General features: G+C 70.3%; 16 protein-coding genes and 1 pseudogene. 11 read left to right on the forward strand and 6 right to left on the reverse strand.

The window, feature by feature from the left end; all coding sequences use genetic code 11:
- Window positions 1-53 precede the first annotated feature (53 nt).
- A complete protein-coding gene (locus ACFXKA_RS22690) occupies window positions 54-1,175 on the forward strand; it encodes a DUF5685 family protein (RefSeq protein WP_379428759.1) in 1,122 nt (373 codons plus the stop codon).
- 94 nt (window positions 1,176-1,269) lie between these two features.
- Here the strand turns inward: ACFXKA_RS22690 and ACFXKA_RS22695 are convergent, their stop codons facing one another.
- Entirely contained in the window at window positions 1,270-1,689 is a 420-nt protein-coding gene (locus tag ACFXKA_RS22695) for a hypothetical protein (protein ID WP_379428760.1), read from the reverse strand.
- Between the two features lie 221 nt (window positions 1,690-1,910).
- On the opposite strand from ACFXKA_RS22695, the gene ACFXKA_RS22700 reads away from it, so the two are divergent.
- From ACFXKA_RS22700 to ACFXKA_RS22720, 5 genes are all read left to right on the forward strand, one after another.
- Window positions 1,911-2,078 carry a hypothetical protein gene (locus ACFXKA_RS22700; protein WP_379428761.1) on the forward strand — a complete coding sequence of 56 codons (168 nt, stop codon included), beginning with the start codon at window positions 1,911-1,913 and terminating at the stop codon, window positions 2,076-2,078.
- A gap of 50 nt (window positions 2,079-2,128) precedes the next feature.
- Window positions 2,129-2,905 carry an enoyl-CoA hydratase-related protein gene (locus ACFXKA_RS22705; protein ID WP_379428762.1) on the forward strand — a complete coding sequence of 259 codons (777 nt, stop codon included), beginning with the start codon at window positions 2,129-2,131 and terminating at the stop codon, window positions 2,903-2,905.
- A gap of 83 nt (window positions 2,906-2,988) precedes the next feature.
- Window positions 2,989-3,477, forward strand: a complete 489-nt coding sequence (locus ACFXKA_RS22710) for a hypothetical protein (RefSeq protein WP_379428763.1) — start codon at window positions 2,989-2,991, stop codon at window positions 3,475-3,477.
- Between the two features lie 5 nt (window positions 3,478-3,482).
- Window positions 3,483-4,604 carry a sensor histidine kinase gene (locus ACFXKA_RS22715; protein WP_379428764.1) on the forward strand — a complete coding sequence of 374 codons (1,122 nt, stop codon included), beginning with the start codon at window positions 3,483-3,485 and terminating at the stop codon, window positions 4,602-4,604.
- Window positions 4,571-5,227: a response regulator transcription factor gene (locus ACFXKA_RS22720; protein ID WP_354837504.1), complete on the forward strand. Its 657-nt coding sequence runs from the start codon at window positions 4,571-4,573 to the stop codon at window positions 5,225-5,227. Before ACFXKA_RS22715 ends, ACFXKA_RS22720 begins: the two co-directional genes overlap by 34 nt.
- Before the next feature lie 166 nt (window positions 5,228-5,393).
- Here ACFXKA_RS22720 and ACFXKA_RS22725 read toward each other — a convergent pair whose 3' ends face one another.
- Complete coding sequence (locus tag ACFXKA_RS22725; RefSeq protein WP_379428765.1) at window positions 5,394-6,218, reverse strand: TIGR02452 family protein; 825 nt, start codon at window positions 6,216-6,218, stop codon at window positions 5,394-5,396.
- A gap of 119 nt (window positions 6,219-6,337) precedes the next feature.
- On the opposite strand from ACFXKA_RS22725, the gene ACFXKA_RS22730 reads away from it, so the two are divergent.
- The 5 genes and pseudogenes from ACFXKA_RS22730 to ACFXKA_RS22750 all read left to right on the forward strand — a co-directional run bounded on the left by ACFXKA_RS22730 (window position 6,338) and on the right by ACFXKA_RS22750 (window position 10,725).
- On the forward strand, window positions 6,338-6,700 hold the full coding sequence (locus ACFXKA_RS22730) for an ACT domain-containing protein (protein WP_379428766.1): 363 nt from the start codon (window positions 6,338-6,340) through the stop codon (window positions 6,698-6,700).
- 251 nt (window positions 6,701-6,951) lie between these two features.
- Window positions 6,952-7,326 carry a BlaI/MecI/CopY family transcriptional regulator gene (locus tag ACFXKA_RS22735; protein ID WP_364612631.1) on the forward strand — a complete coding sequence of 125 codons (375 nt, stop codon included), beginning with the start codon at window positions 6,952-6,954 and terminating at the stop codon, window positions 7,324-7,326.
- A 294-nt stretch (window positions 7,327-7,620) separates the two neighbouring features.
- The gene (locus ACFXKA_RS22740; protein WP_379428767.1) at window positions 7,621-8,010 is read left to right on the forward strand and encodes a hypothetical protein; all 390 of its coding nucleotides are present in this window, start codon (window positions 7,621-7,623) and stop codon (window positions 8,008-8,010) included.
- Between the two features lie 100 nt (window positions 8,011-8,110).
- A pseudogene (locus ACFXKA_RS22745) lies at window positions 8,111-9,208 on the forward strand (PLP-dependent cysteine synthase family protein); the annotation flags it as partial.
- 245 nt (window positions 9,209-9,453) lie between these two features.
- Window positions 9,454-10,725: an MFS transporter gene (locus ACFXKA_RS22750; RefSeq protein ID WP_379428780.1), complete on the forward strand. Its 1,272-nt coding sequence runs from the start codon at window positions 9,454-9,456 to the stop codon at window positions 10,723-10,725.
- Between the two features lie 38 nt (window positions 10,726-10,763).
- On the opposite strand, the gene ACFXKA_RS22755 is transcribed toward ACFXKA_RS22750, so the two are convergent.
- From ACFXKA_RS22755 to ACFXKA_RS22770, 4 genes are all read right to left on the reverse strand, one after another.
- Window positions 10,764-11,705, reverse strand: coding sequence for a M56 family metallopeptidase (locus tag ACFXKA_RS22755; RefSeq protein ID WP_379428768.1), 942 nt, complete (start codon window positions 11,703-11,705; stop codon window positions 10,764-10,766).
- A gap of 541 nt (window positions 11,706-12,246) precedes the next feature.
- Window positions 12,247-14,646, reverse strand: a complete 2,400-nt coding sequence (locus tag ACFXKA_RS22760) for a thiamine pyrophosphate-dependent enzyme (protein ID WP_379428769.1) — start codon at window positions 14,644-14,646, stop codon at window positions 12,247-12,249.
- Between the two features lie 520 nt (window positions 14,647-15,166).
- Window positions 15,167-15,298 (reverse strand): hypothetical protein, encoded by a 132-nt coding sequence (locus ACFXKA_RS22765; RefSeq protein WP_379428770.1) that lies wholly within the window; start codon window positions 15,296-15,298, stop codon window positions 15,167-15,169.
- A 102-nt stretch (window positions 15,299-15,400) separates the two neighbouring features.
- Complete coding sequence (locus ACFXKA_RS22770; protein ID WP_379428781.1) at window positions 15,401-15,517, reverse strand: SPW repeat protein; 117 nt, start codon at window positions 15,515-15,517, stop codon at window positions 15,401-15,403.
- Window positions 15,518-15,524 lie beyond the last annotated feature (7 nt).

Here is a 15,524-nt window from a genome sequence, read left to right on the forward strand (position 1 = left end):
AGTGATCCCGATTCCGGGCGACGAATGCCGCGCGAGCGGTTACCGTCGATGGTGTGTTCGGCATCATCCGGCCCTGCCGTCATCGGCTGGGCGAGGAACTCGGGCGGGCTTGGCTGGCGCAACTGTGCGGACTCTGTCTGGCACTGCGTGACGACCACGGCCAGAGCGCCCGCATGGCAACCAATTACGACGGGCTGATCGTCTCGGCCCTGGTGGAGGCGCAGTCCACGGCGCCGCCCACCCGCCGCGCGGCCGGGCCCTGCCCCTTGCGCGGCATGAGACGCGCCGATGTCGCCACCGGGGATTGCGTCCGGCTGGCCGCCACGGTCTCGCTGGTGCTGGCCGCCGCCAAAGTGCGTGATCACGTGGCCGATCATGACGGCATGGCGGGCGCGGCCGGATTCCGGCCCGCCGCCCGGCGCATCGCCCAGCGCTGGGCCAGGCAGGGCGAATCCACCGGCGCCGGACTGGGTTTCGACACCGGTGTGCTGGTGACCGCGGTGGATCGGCAGGGTGAGGTGGAGGCCGCGGCCGCGGTGGGTACCCCGCTGCTGGAGGTCACCGAACCCACCGAAACCGCGACCGCCGCGGCCTTCGGCCACACCGCCGTCCTGGCGGGGCGCCCGGGAAACCAGGCAGCGCTGTCGGAGGTCGGCCGACTGTTCGGCCGCATAGCGCATCTCGTGGATGCCGTCGAGGACCTGGACGAGGATCTCGCGCACGGGAAGTGGAATCCCCTGGCCGCCACGGGAACCGAGGTGGCCGAGGCGCATCGCTTGTGCACCGACGCCCTGCTGGGTATCGAATTGGCGTTGGCCGACGTGGAATTCACCGATGGGCGGCTGATTCACAAACTGCTGAAGCACGAGCTGGACCGGTCGGTGACCAGGACCTTCGGCGGTCCCGCGCACAGCTGCGCGAATCACGGTGCGGCCACCGCGCCGCTGAGCCGCTGGCGTCGCCGGGGTCCGGGGCCGGGCCCCTGGGGTCCGCCGCCGCCCGGCTACGGTCCGCCTCCGGGCTATGGCCCGGGTCCCGGCTACTACGGCCCCGCCCCGCGGCGCCGCGGCGGCTTCTGCCTGCCGTGCTGTGAGGGCTGCGTCTGCTGCGGCGAAGGATGCTGCTGTTGTGAGGAATCCTGTTGCTGCTGTGAGGAAACCTGCTGCGACTGCTGAGTCACCGCGAGGGGCGGGCACTGCGGATTGCCCGGCCCTCCCGGCCCGATGATCCCGCCACCTCCGGGTAGACGGCTCACCGATGCCGGATCGGCTAGCTGGAGGCGGAGGCGGAGCCGGTCGAGAGCAGGCTGCTGCCGCTCGCGCTGCCGCTGATCAGGTTCGACAGACCCGACGAGCCGGTGTTCGTGGTGGTGGTCTGCAGGGTCCAGGTGCCGCAGCCGCTGGTGAAGAAGGCGACGTCGGTGGGCTTGATCTCGACGGTGACGGTGCCGTTGACCGCGCCGCCGGCCTGGATGGTGGCGTTGGCGTCGGGGGTGATGGCCGACAGCCGCGCCCAAGCGCACACCGTGGCGGCCGTCGTGGTCTTATAGACACCGGGCTGGATGTCGACGCCGACCTTGAAGGTGGCATCGGTGCTCATGCTGTTGCCGACGGCATTCGCGGTGCCGGTGGAGGCCAGGATCGCGGCCGCGGTGAGTGCGAGGCCGTTGGCCCAGACTGTCTTACTCATGATGTGTCCTCAAGGGTGTGAAACGAGAGCGTTTCGGAGAGTAATGGGCGCTCGGGTCACCGGGGTGCGTTTTCCGTAACCTGGCGTAAATGGGCATCCGGACTATCCGGACATCGAACATCGAATGCCGGAATCGCCGCGGGCCGCCATGATTGGTTGCGTGGCAGGACAATTCGTTCCGATCCCGGATTGGTTCTGCCCGAAACTCCCGTGCCCGGGCGGTGCCGGGGCTCGTCGATCCGGGGTCGCGCAGCCAGTCCACCAGCGTGCTGCTGCCGCCCGCGCAGGCGCAGCGGGTGATGCTGATCGGCGGCGGCAGCGTCGACCCGCACGGTCCCTCGACCGGGCAGTGGCTGCACCTGAATCCGGACGCGCCCGCACCCGTGTGAACCGCGAAATGCGGCAGCCCGGGCCGATACTCCGCACTACCGTGGAAGGTATGACCGCGGAGTACCGGCACCTACTCGTGAAGCGGGACGGCGACACCATCACCGTCACCATGAACCGCCCCGACCGCCGCAACGCGCTGTCGGCCGACCACCTGACCGAACTGCTGGCCGCGTTCCGCGCCGCGGGCGACACCGACGCCACCGGCATCGTGCTCGCCGCGGCCGGGCCGGTGTTCAGTGCGGGCCACGATTTCACCGATGTGGCCGCCCGTGACCTGCTCGGCGTGCGCGACCTGCTCACCCTCTGCCAGCAGGTCATGACCACCTTGGAGGCGGTGCCGCAGGTGGTGATCGCCCGCGTGCACGGGCTGGCCACCGCGGCCGGCTGTCAGCTCGTCGCGTCCTGCGACCTGGCCGTCGCCGCCGATTCGGCGGGCTTCGCCCTCCCCGGCGGCAAGGGCGGCTGGTTCTGCCACACCCCGGCCGTCCCGGTCGCCCGTTCCATCGGCCGCAAACGCCTCATGGAGCTGGCCCTCACCGGCGAGGTCATCGACGCTCGCACCGCCGTCGACTGGGGTCTGATCAACTACGCCGTCCCCGACGCCGACCTCGACGACGCCGTCGCCGACCTGCTCGCCCGCGCCACCCGCGGCAGCCGCGCGAGCAAGGCGCTCGGCAAACGCACCCTCTACGCCCAGCTCGACCGCCCCGAGGCCGACGCCTACACCCTCGCCCGCGAGGTCATGGCCGCCGCCTCCCAATTGCCCGGCGCCCGCGAGGGAATGGCCGCCTTCCTGGAGAAACGCCCGCCCGTCTGGCCCGACTGAGCGGCGAGTGGGGGGCGGGAATCCCACCCGGTCTCCACCCTGGGGTGGTGGGTGGAGGCGGTTCGCGAGGCGACCGTAGAGCCATGAACGTGCAGAATGCGGTGGTCGACGGCGCGGTGGCGGTGGCGGTGATCGGGTGGATCATGTATCGGCAGACCCGGTGGCAGGTCCTCGACGCCAATCGGCTGTGGCGGGGACCGATCATTCTCGGGCTGGTGGGGTTTCTGCAGATGAAGTCCGTGGTCACCGGTGGCGGCCTCGGGGTGATGTCGGTGGCCCTGCTGGCCGTGTCGGCGGCGCTCGGTGTCGGGATCGGCGTGGTGATGGGCATGCTGTCCCAGCTGCGCCGCACCGCCGCGGGATTGGAGGCGCGGACCGGGTGGGCCGGATCGCTGCTGTGGCTGGTGCTGCTGGCGGCGCGCATCGGGGTGGACGTGGTCGCGCACCTGGCCGGTGCGGTGGCCGTCACCTCGGTCGGGGCGATCCTGCTGGTGGTGGCGCTCAATCGGGCGGGCCGGGCGCTGGTGCTGGCCCGGCGTGCCGAGCAGGCGCACCCGGTTGCGGCACACTGAGACCGATGTCCATCATCGACCCACCCTCGAGCCTGTCCAGGCTGCTGCGCCTGGTCGGGCTCGTCGCCGTGGTCTCCTCCTCGGCGAGTGTGGCCCTGTTCCACCGGCCGTGGGTGGCGGCGCTGGTGGTGCTGTCGTGGCTGGGCTGGGCGGCATGGGTGGTGATGCCCACACGGAAGTGGCGGCGGGAACGAATCTGCCTGTGCGCCATGGCCATCGGCGGGGGATCGACCGTCGCCCAGTCGGTCGGCTCCGGAATCACCGCCCTGGCCACGGTATTCGTCGCCCTCGGCCTGCTGAGCGCGCCGCTGTGGTTCGGCCTGGCGATCGCGGTGTCCACCTCGGTGCTCATGTGCGTCTCCATCCTGGTGGACGGTGCGCGTCCAGGGGCGCTGGTGGGATTGCTGGTCGGTGTGGTCGTGGTCGGCCTGGCGGGCTGGAGCCGCCGCCAGGCGCGGGTCGGCGCGGAGCGCAATCGGATGCTGGTGGAACAGAATCGGATCATCCGCGAGGAGCGGGATCGGGCCGCCGCCCTGGCCGAACGCGGGCGTATCGCCCGCGACATCCACGATGTGCTCGCCCACACGCTGGGCGGTCTGGTGCTCCAACTCGACGCCGCGGACGCACTGTTGGAGGCGGGGGAGACGGACCGGGCCGCGGAGCGGGTCAAGGCGTCTCATCGGCTGGCGGTGTCCGGGCTGGCCGACGCCCGCCGGGTGGTGGGCACCCTGCGGTCGGGCGCCTTCGACGCGGCGGCCGAGCTGCGCCGGGTGGTGGAGGAGCACCGCGCGGCCGGCGGGCAGCTGGCCGAACGATTCGATGTCGGGGTGGATCCGGCGAACGAGCAGGCGGCGGTGGCCCTGATCCGTGCGGTACAGGAGGCGCTCACCAATGCGCGTAAACACGCATCCGGGCAACCGGTTACGCTCACGCTGCGTGGCAGCGGCGCGTCGCTGGAGGCGGTGGTGTCGAATCCCATTGCCGCGCAACGGATGCCGCTCGGCAGCACCGGTTCCGGTGCGGGCCTGCTGGGTATGCGGGAGCGGATCGAGGCGGCGGGCGGACTGCTGTCCGCCGGGAAGGAGGAGGATCGGTGGACGGTGCGAATCCTGCTGCCGCGGAAGTGATCACGGTGGTGGTGGCCGACGACCAGACCACCGTGCGCGACGGGCTCACCACGGTGCTGTCGCTGCTCCCCGATATGCGGGTGGTGGGGGAGGCCCGTGACGGCGCGGAAGCGGTCGAGCTGGTGCGGCGGGTGAAACCCCGTGTCGCGCTGATGGATCTGCGCATGCCCGGCATCGACGGCGTGGCCGCGACCGCCGCCATCACCGACCGATATCCCGAGACCGCGGTCCTGGTGCTCACTACCTACGCTGACGACGCCTCCATCGCGGGCGCGCTCCGGGCGGGCGCACGCGGCTATCTCACCAAGGACGCCGGTCGCGCCGAGATCGCCGCGGCCATCCGATCCGTCGCGAGCGGTCACACCACCCTGGCCGCCGATGTGGGCCGCCGCCTGCTCTCCGCCCTCGACGCGCCACCCGAACCGCCTGTCGACCTCACCGACCGTGAGCGGGACGTGCTGCGGCTGATGGCGCAGGGGCGCAACAACTCCGAGATCGCCAAGGAACTGTTCATCGGCGTCAGCACCGTGAAGACACACATCAATTCACTGTTCGCCAAGCTAGGGGTCCGCGATCGTGGCCAGGCCATCGCCTTCGCTCATCGCACGGGTCTGGCCCGCTGAGCGAGGATCCGGGACTACCGGCCCTCACTCGACTATCTGAGTCTGTAGATATTGCAATCTGCGCATGGATTGCCGGTATGGCACCGCTGCCGCGACACCTGGACCATGGACCCGCTCAGGACAAGCAGCTGAGAAGAGGGGTGCCCGCCATCGGACTTCGCCGCGGCTAGGGGGAAACCGCTTGCCCGAAGCGGGCTTCGAATGCGGCACGGTTGGCCGAGACGGGGGAGCGGTCCCGGACGGCGAACACGACGCGATCGAAGGCGGCGCCGTGGATCTGGAGCGCCCGGTCGAAGGCCTCGGCGACCTCGTTCGGGTCATTGCGGAACACGCCGCATCCCCATGCGCCGAGGACCAATTCGCGGACACGTTCGTGGGCGGCGACAGCGAGCACCCGCTCGGCGCGGGCGATCAGGATCTCGCGAACATCGACCCGTTCGCCCGTACGGTCCGCTAGTGCACCGGCATTCGGGGCGGGGGAGGTCAGGAACGAGGTGGTGAAGGTGTGCGCGGTGAGCGCGCCGCGGTCGTCGCGGATGACCGGGACCTCGCGGGAGAAGATGACGCGATGGCTGTAGCGCAGGTCGTCGGATGCGCGGTGGGCCTCGTAGTAGCGGGGCGTCTCGAGCAGACAGCGGTAGAGCAGGGCACTGCGGCACAGGTCTTCCTCCTGGGCGCGGGCACCGCGGAGGTAGCCGCCGCCGGGGTTGCGGGCGGAGGCGAAATTGAGGACGGCGATGGCCTTTCCGCCTTCCTCGTGGAGCCGGCGCGCGGCCTGCATGCTGCCTTCGGCCGTGACCTCGGGGCGTCCGGTGAACGGTCCGGGATCTCGGTTGTAGAGCTCCTCGTCGGGTTCGAAGCAGTGGGTCCGGGCGCGCGCCTCGGACAGCGCATCGGTGATGTCGACGAGGGTTCCGTCGGCCGCACGATAGGTGCCGAGGGCGGCGATCCGCTCGTTCTCGTCGGCGATTTGTTGTGGGCTGGTACTCATTTCAGTGACCATACGGGCGGGGCCGGGGGATGGCATCCGAATTTTAGTCGCAGACACCAATACTGGGCTGTCGCGGTGCGCGCACCCGGTTTGTCCGACCTTCCGCCTACGATGTCGCCATGACCGGCTCCCAGCGTTTGCGGATCGTCCCGTCGCAGTTCGCGGTGGATCATCTGCCGAATTCCACCTTCCCGGAGGATGACGAGTGGATCGCCCTGGTGCGGGCGCCGGAGGGGCTCACCGTGATTCGCGAGGCGCCCGCGTGGGCCGAGGGTGAGACCTGGAAGGGCTTCTACGGTGTCGACGCGGGCAGCCTGAACGCGCCGGGCACGCTGGCCGCCTTGATCGGGCCGCTGGCGGAATCGTCGATCCCGGTGTTCGTCGCCTCCACTTTCCACGCGGATCTGGTGCTGGTTCCCGCGCATCGGCTGGAGGAGGCGTCGGCGGCGCTGTGTGATGCGGGGCATCGCATCGCCGACTGACACCGGGGCATGGTTGGGAAGCGGGGCTTCGGGGTAGTCCGGTGTCGTCCTGCTGTCCGGTTGCGTGCGACGGCCCACGGGTGCACCATATTACTGTCTACGTACGTAGAACGTATGAGCGGGCGCGCCCCCGGCGCCCGGGGCGGCTCGAGTCCATGCCGGCGACCACCCTACGATCGGGTGCGCACCAGGACAGTAGGCCGACACACGATGCGGAATCGGCTGTGCCGTGAGGTGAGGAGACGTCAGACGTGAGTGCGCGAGGCTTCGGAGACCTGGAAGCGGTCGTCATCGAACGCATCTGGGATCGCTCCGGCAAGACGACGGTCCGGGAAGTGTTCGACGAGCTGGCCGGCGAGCGCGACATCGCGTACACCACAGTCATGTCCACCATGGACAATCTGCATCGCAAGGGCTGGCTGGAACGCGAACGCGTCGGCAAGGCCTACCGATACTGGGCCACCCTGAGCCGCGAGGAGTACAGCGCCCGCCTCATGCGTGAGGCGCTGGGCAGCGGCGGTCGTTCGGATCTGGTGCTCGCGCACTTCGTGGAGCAGATGAGCGCGGAGGAGTCCGAGGGTCTGCGCGCGGCCCTGCGCAAACTCGCGCGCTCCAAACTGCGCTGACCGGAGGGCCTGCACGCCACCTCGATTCCCGCCGCTGCCACCGGTGGCGGTGTGCTGCCGTCTGCCGGCCGCCAGTTCGGCGTGTCGGGTGGCTGATTGCGCAAACCCCATGCGTGTCCTGTCGTTTTGCCGCGGATTCGCCTCGGCCGGGCGTGAGCCCGATCACCGGCTCCCAACTAACTACGTACGTAGATAGTAGATTGTTTCGAGGGCGTGTCAATGACATGCCGGCGAGGGAACCGGTCGGTCAAAACATCGGCCGGGCAGTCGGATTCGATGCGGGAGGTGTCGGCGGTGGGTCGTGTCGGCGGGTTCGGCCGGACGCTGTGGGTGCTGCTCGGGTCGGGGCTGGTGCTGCTCGCCGCGATTGCCGGTTGCGCGCTCGGCGATGGGTCCGATCACGCGCGCCCGCTGGAAGCGGTGTCGATCGCCCCGGGCGAGCCGGCGGATCCGGGACCGCACGGCGGCGAATCCGCGCACTGCGACCCGCATGTCGAGGACGCGATCCGGACGGCCTCGCCGGGCGCGGAACACGCGCCGGAGGCGGCAGCCGATCCCGTTGTCCCGGCAGCCGGACCTGCGGATGCCGGAATCGCCGCCGTGTCCCACGGCGTCCGGGGACCACCCGATTACGCGGTCGGCGGCCGAATGCTGCTGACCCGCCTGTGTATCGACCGACGCTGATCGGCCGGCGACAGGCCCTGGGCGTCCTGCCCCGGGCCGGAGTCCGTTGCCGTGCACGTCATGCCGCCGCCGCGGCGGTCCGATACCGAAAGCGACAATCATGGACAAAGGTCTGCTCGACGACTTCGACACGATCACCGGCCATCCCGGATTGCCCGGCCTGGCCCGGGAACCCCGCGCGCTGGTGGGCAATACGCCGGTGCTGTGGGTGGGGGAGCCGTTCGCGCCCCCGGAGCTCGGCTTCTGGGCCAAGCTCGAGGGGCGCAATCCGGGCGGGATGAAGGACCGGCCCGCGCTGCACATGGTGCGGCGCGCCCGGGAACGGGGAGTGCTGGCGCCCGGCAGCCGGATCATCGAATCATCCAGCGGCACACTGGGGTTGGGGCTGGCACTGGCGGGGCTGGTGTACCGGCATCCGGTGACGGTGGTAACGGACCCGGGGCTCGAACCCATGGTCGCGCAGCTGCTCGCGGCCTACGGCGCGCACGTGGAGCTGGTGTCCGAACCGCATCCGGCCGGCGGCTGGCAGCAGGCGCGCCGCGATCGGGTCGCCGAACTGCTGGCGGCCCAGCCCGGCGCGTGGTGCCCGGACCAGTACAGCAATCCCGACAATGTCGACGGCTACGAGTCCCTGGCCCGGGAGCTGATCGAACAGCTCGGCGGTGTCGACGTCCTGGTCTGCGCCGTCGGGACCGGCGGCCATTCCGCCGGTGTCGCCCGTGCCCTGCGCCGCACCAACCCGGACCTGTCCCTGATCGGTGTGGACACCGTGGCCTCCAGCATCTTCGGCCAGCAGGCGGGCCCGCGCCTCATGCGCGGCCTCGGCTCCAGCATCCACCCGCGCAATGTCGACTATGCCGCCTTCACCGAAATCCACTGGGTCGCACCGGCCGAAGCCGTCTGGGCCTGCCGCACCCTGGCCGCCGCCTACCTCACCAGCGGTGGCTGGAGCGTCGGTGCGGTCGCGCTGGTGGCCGGGTGGGCGGCCCGCACCCACGCGCTGGGCACCCGTATCGCCGCCGTCTTCCCCGACGGTCCGCATCGCTACTTCGACACCGTCTACAACGATTCCTATTGCGCCGCACACGGACTGCTCGGTGCCCCGCGACCCACCGCGCCGGACACGATCGCTCATCCCCGGGACCGGCAGGTGGAGACGTGGACCCGCTGCTCCACGGTGATCGACCCCCGAGCGTCGGAGCGCGCGTCGGAGACGGGAGCCAGCGACGGCGCTCCGGCGCTGATCGCGAACACGGTCGGCCCGATTCCCGGTCGCGGTCCGGGCGGTGGTGCGGCCAGTGGTTCGACGGCGGTGGGGCCCGGAGATGGTGAGCCGGTGGGGAATCCGGTACTCGGTTCGGCGAGCGCCCGCGACGTCGCGGAGCCGCTGTCGTGAACATCGTGGCGAAGTTCCGCGGGTTCGATCGGGCCGCGCAGTTGCTGATGGTCAATCAGTTCGGCATCAACCTCGGGTTCTACATGCTCATGCCGTATCTGGCCGGCTATCTGTCCGGGCCGCTGGGTTTGGCGGCGTGGGCGGTGGGACTGGTGCTGGGTGTACGGAACTTCTCGCAGCAGGGGATGTTCCTGGTGGGCGGCACGCTGGCGGATCGGCTGGGGTACAAGCCGCTGATCGTGGCCGGATGTCTGTTGCGGACAGCTGGTTTCGCGCTGCTGGTGTTCGCGTCGGATCTGCCGGGCCTCCTCATTGCCTCGGCGGCAACGGGATTCGCGGGGGCGCTGTTCAATCCGGCGGTGCGGGCCTATCTGGCCGCGGAGGCGGGGGAGCGGCGGGTGGAGGCGTTCGCGGTGTTCAACGTCTTCTACCAGGCCGGGATGCTGGCGGGCCCGCTGGTCGGATTGGCGCTGCTGGCCTTGGATTTCCGGGCCACGGCAGCCGCGGCGGCGGTGGTGTTCGCGCTGCTCACCGTCGCGCAGCTGTTCGCGCTGCCCGCGCGCCGCGGTGCCGAACCGGCCGTGCGGACCTCGGTGCTGGAGGATTGGCGCACCGTCGTCGCCAATCGCCGTTTCGTCGGGTTCGCGCTGGCCATGATCGGTTCGTATGTGCTGTCGTTCCAGGTGTATCTGGCGCTGCCCCTGCAGGCCGAATACCTGGCCGGTGAGCGGGCACAGACGGTCACCTCGGCGCTGTTCGTGATCTCCGGCCTCGTCGCGGTCGCGGGGCAGCTGCGCATTACCGCCTGGTTCCGGAAGCGCTGGGGGACCGGCCGCGGCCTGGTGGCCGGTGTGGCCCTGCTGGCGGTGGCGTTCGTGCCGCTGGCGATCCTGCCCGCACCGCGGCCCTTCGGTGCCCCGGTGGCGATCGGCGCACTGCTGCTGGCGGCGGCGGTGCTGGCGGTCGGCACGGCGGCGGTGTTCCCGTTCGAGATGGACACCGTGGTCTCCCTGTCGAGGAATCGGCTGGTAGCCACGCATTACGGCTTCTACAACACGGTGGTGGGGATCGGTATCCTGGTCGGCAATCTCGCGACGGGTGCGCTGCTGGGTGCGGCGCATGCCGCCGGGGCGGGCTGGGCGGTGTGGCTCGGTCTCGCGGTCGTCGGCGCACTGGCTGCCTTCGCCTTGCATGTCCTGAATCGGTCCGATCGGGATCCGGCCCCCACCGGCGGGCATCACACGCCGATCGAGGATCCGTCATCGCCCGCGGGTCGGCGCATCGACTATCCGACCCGGCTGCTGCGGGTGCGGCGCTGAGCCCGGGACCCGGCGCGGCGATCCGCGCCGGGTCCCGGCTACACGGCACAGACCTGGATGCCGATGCCGGCGGTGACGATGGCCGCCACCGGGATGAACACGGCCGTGAGCGTGATCGCCGTGACCGCGATGCGCGTGTGCAGGCGGGGCGGGTTCTCCGGCGCGGAGAGGCGGCGGACCCGGGGCAGCAGTGCGGCCTCGGCGGTCGCGGGCGGGGTGGGCAGGGTGGAGAGGGTCAGCAGTGCCTGTAGGACGGCGTCGCGCCCGTGGATTCGAGCGGCGACATCGTCGGCGAGCATCTCCAGCAGGCGCGCCACCTCGGAGGCGCCCAGGGTGAACAGCTCGACCCGCGGCAGCACGGTGGCCAGGCCGCGGGTGAGGGTGAGCAGCAGGTGGTGGCGGCCGTCCAGGTGGGCGCGCTCGTGGGAGAGCACCGCATCGAGGTGGCGGTCCTCGAGCGCGGCCAGCACGCCGCGACTGACCACGATCGTATGGGGTTTGCCCGCAACGCAATACGCGGCCGGCTGATCGACCTCGAGCACGACCGCGTCCAGGCCGGGGTGGTGGCGTCCGGCGAGCCGGGCCATGCGCGCGTGCTCGAGGGTGGTGCGGCGCGAGCGCAACAGGGTGGTGCCGAGCCGCACCGCCAGCACCAGCACGGCGAGCGTGGCGAATCCCGACAGCACGAACAGTCCGGTCTGTATGTGCCCGCCGTAGTCGCCCACCGCCGCGTCGTGCAGGTGCAGCAGGCAGCTGTCCATGAATCGGGCGGGAAAAAGCGAAATCCGGTGCGTGACAAGGTCGATGATGATGATCGCCAGCGTCACCATCCAGGCCAGCACGGTCGAGGCCATGGCCGCCAGCCACGCCGCCACCGCGATCCGCGGCGCTGCCCCCTCGGTGCTGATCCGGCGCAGCAGCCGGGGCGCGAGCACGGCCACGGCGAATCCGTACAGCAGCAGACAGACGGCGATGCTCATGCCGGCACCCGCGATCGCGCTGCTCGCATCCAATCTCCTCCCGTGGAATGGGCACGAGTGTAGAGGGCAAAACTGAGGGCAGGCTTACTCCCGCAGTCTGACGGCTGCCGCAGGCTGCCCGGCAGGAGCACCATCTTCAATACCCCTGTGGGGTAGAGTATCTGGATACCTGCTGGGGGTATTACTCCGAAACCGGCGACAGGAGAACCGATGTCGACCCGAACCGAAGCGGCATGGCGCATGGCACGACATCCCGCCACTGTGACCCTCGCCCGCTGCGTCACTCTCTGCGTGATGGCCGGCGTGCGGGCCGGCCTGCGCGGACGCGCTGCCGACTCGCCGTGCCGGGGTAGGAAAACCGCATGAATAGACCGGGCGTGCTTGCGCCCCGCGGCGAATCTCCGGTATTACGTATCTACGTAGTTGTTACGTAGACAGACCGGGTGTCGTTCTCTCGACGGCACCGGGACGCCGACCGGACCGGCGTCGACCACGGGTGGGGCCGGGTGTTTTCCGCGAGTAGCCCCGGCCCCACCCGTGATCACCGCGGAGCGTTCAGCAGCGCGTGGGCGGCGCCCTCGATCGCCGCCTCGTCCAGCAGCACCTCCGCGGCAGCCGGACCCAGCGGCACGAAACTGTCGGCGCTGGTGACACGGGCCAGGCGGCCCCCGAATCCGGCATCCAGCAACGCCGCGCACACCGCCTCGGAAACGCCTCCGCTGCGTCGGGTCTCATCGGCGACGAGCACCCGGCCCGTGGCGCGCGCATGCTCGAGCAGATCCGTCACCGGCAGCGGCGCCAGCCAGCGCAGATCCAGCACCCGCGCGTGAATCCCCTGCGCGGCCAGCCGCTCCGCCACCCGCAGGCTCATCGGCACGCCATTGCCGAAGCTCACGATGGTGAGATCCGCGCCGGTGCCGTACACGCGGGAACGCCCGATCTCGGCATGGCGCACACCGGAAATCGGCGCCAGCCAGCCGCCGTCCCCGGCGTGATACAGGTCCCGGGTGTGATAGAGCGCGATCGGCTCGAGAAACACGCACACCCGCCCGTCCACCCGCGCCGCCGACACGCAGGTGCGCAGCATCGCCGCCGCATCGTCGGCCCGGGCCGGCGCGGCGATCACCAGGCCGGGGATATCCCGTAGCGCCGCAAGGGAATTGTCATTGTGGAAATGCCCTCCGAACCCCTTCTGGTAGGCCAGCCCCGCGATCCGGACCACCACCGGATTGCGGTACCGCCCGCCCGAGAAGAACGACAGCGTCGCCGCCTCCCCCCGCAACTGATCCTCGGCATTGTGCACATACGCCAGATATTGAATCTCCGGAATCGGCACGAACCCCGCCAACCCCGCCCCCAGCGCGGTCCCCAGCACACTCTGCTCATCGAGCAGCGTGTCGAAGACCCTTCGCACCCCGAAACTGTGCTGCAACCCCTTCGTCACCCCGTACACCCCACCCTTACGCCCCACATCCTCGCCGAACACCAGCACATCCGGATCGCGAGCCAGCAACTCCGCCAGCGTGCGATTCACCGCCTGCGCCAGGGTGAGCGGCTCGCCGGAAACCGGTGAAGGAGGGGCTGCGGACGAGATCCCCTGTGCCACGGCCGCGCTCGCTGATGCGTCGGCGGCCGCTTGCGTAGTGGCAGCCGGGTCCGATATCCCGTCTCCCGCGTCCGAGGCACCGGGAGCCGGACGGGCGGCCGCGCCTGCCGAGTCCACGGCAGCGGCGGTGTGGGATGTGACAGCGCCGGTGGGTTTCCGGGCTGCGGCGGTCGGGTTTCGGGGACCGGCGGGTGTATCTGGCCCGGTGCCGCCGGTTCGATCCAGGTCGGGCCGGGTGCGCAGGGCGTCGGCACGGATCGCGGCCGGGTGGGTGGGGGCGAGCGGGGCGGTGATCTCGGCGGCCGAGTGCAATTTCGGTTCGTGCCAGGCGGATTCGGCGGCCTTGGCGACCTGGTCGCCGATCTCGTCGTAGCGCCTGACGATCTCGGCGGGGGTGGTGACGCCGGTGGTGACGAGCAGGCGGGCGGTGGCGGTCACCGGGTCGCGGCGCAGGTCGGCGGCGATGTCGGCGGGGCGGCGATAGGCCGATTCCACATCGGATCCGGCATGGCCGAGCAGCCGAACGGTGTGCAAGCGCAGGAAGGCCGGTTTCCGGTGTCCGCGTACGCGATCCGCGGCCGCGGTCGCCGCCGCCAGCGCGGCGGGCAGGTCCGTGCCGTCGGCATCGAAGTACGCGAGTCCAGGCCGGGATCCATAGGCCTGCTCGATCCAGGTGCGCGGAGTGGGCACGCTGATGCCCAGGCCGTTGTCCTCGCAGACGAACAGGATCGGCATCGGCACGCCCTGGTAGGCGGTGTGGATCGCGGCATTGATGGCCCCGGTCGCGGTCGAATGGTTGGCCGAGGCGTCGCCGAAGCTGCACACCACCACCGCATCCTGGGGCCACTCGGTGTGCAGGCGCAGCTGCGCGGCCCGGTCGAGGGCGAACGCCAGGCCGACCGCGCGCGGCAGGTGCGAGGCGATGGTGGAGGTCTGCGGAATGATGTGGGCCGGCTTGCTGCCGAAAACCTTGTGCCGCCCACCGGAAATCGGGTCCGCGGCCGCCGCCGCCACACCCAGCATCACATCGCGGAGCGGATCCAGGCCGGGCACCTGCCGGGCGCGGTGCACGAAGAACGCGCCGGACCGATAGTGCAGCAGCGCCGGATCGGTGACCCGCAGCGCCGCCGCCACCGCGACATTGCCCTCGTGTCCCGACGAACCGATGCTGTAGTACCCGTGCCCGTCCCGGGTGAGCCGCCGCGCGGCCAGATCCAGCTGCCGGGACGCGGCCTGGGCGTCGAACAGCTCCAGACATCGCGCCCCGGTCAATCCGGTGGCGGCGTCGATCGGTTCCCGGTGCGCGCGAGCCGCTCCCGGCGTCGTCGCCGCCACCTCCACGCGAAACCACTGATCCAGCTCAGCTTCCGGGTCCTTGATGACGCCCTCCCATCAGTCGCGTACGCCGGGACCTCAGCGTAGGTGCGAAACGCCGGTGGCAGCCGCAACATCCGATCCGTCGGCCAGTCCGTCCAGACTGCCTCGCCTCCCCGCGGTCGCGCAGCATTTTCCGGCATGTCTGTCATTGGAACGGAAATATGCCGAGCGACTTGCACTTTGGGGTGTGAATATTCTCGGATACCGCCGATGCCAATCACGCGGAATTGCAGCTGATACAACATTCCGTCGCGAGATCCGGGACTTGTGAGTCGCTCGTCAGCGAGGTGCGGGAGGCTCGTGGTCGGTGTGGACGTCGCTGAGCAGCTGAGTGCGGGCTGCCTGCGGCCGGTACTGCCAATCGGATCGTCGTGTTCTCGAGGCAGTCGACGGGCAGCACCCGCATGAGGAAGCGTGCCAGTGCCTGGTTGTCGAACAGGTGGTCGCGTCGACCGGTGATCGCCCTCCATACCTACAGTCACAGCCTCGCCAACTCGTCGGCGCCGGCGGGAGTCGGCCGGGCCGCGTAGTGCGCGGCATCGAGCGTCCCGACCGACGCACCCACGATGAGATCGGGCACGATCAGATGCTCGGCCAGCGCCCGTAGCATCCCACCTGGGCGGCGCCCAGACTTCCCGCGCCCCACAAAGCGAATGCCTTCATTGATCTGACCAGCGGGATGTCCGCTTGCGGCGGGGTGCCGTGCCGCCGGTCATTTGGTCCGGGGCATCCCCAGCGCCGTCGAGGCCAGGCCGAGTACCAGGGCGATCGTGCCGGTCACCACGTTGCTCCAGATGGTCGCGGTATGGGCGACGTCGCCGCTGATCACCCAGGGA

Source organism: Nocardia sp. NPDC059228, from assembly GCF_042754245.1.
Taxonomy (GTDB): Bacteria; Actinomycetota; Actinomycetes; order Mycobacteriales; family Mycobacteriaceae; genus Nocardia.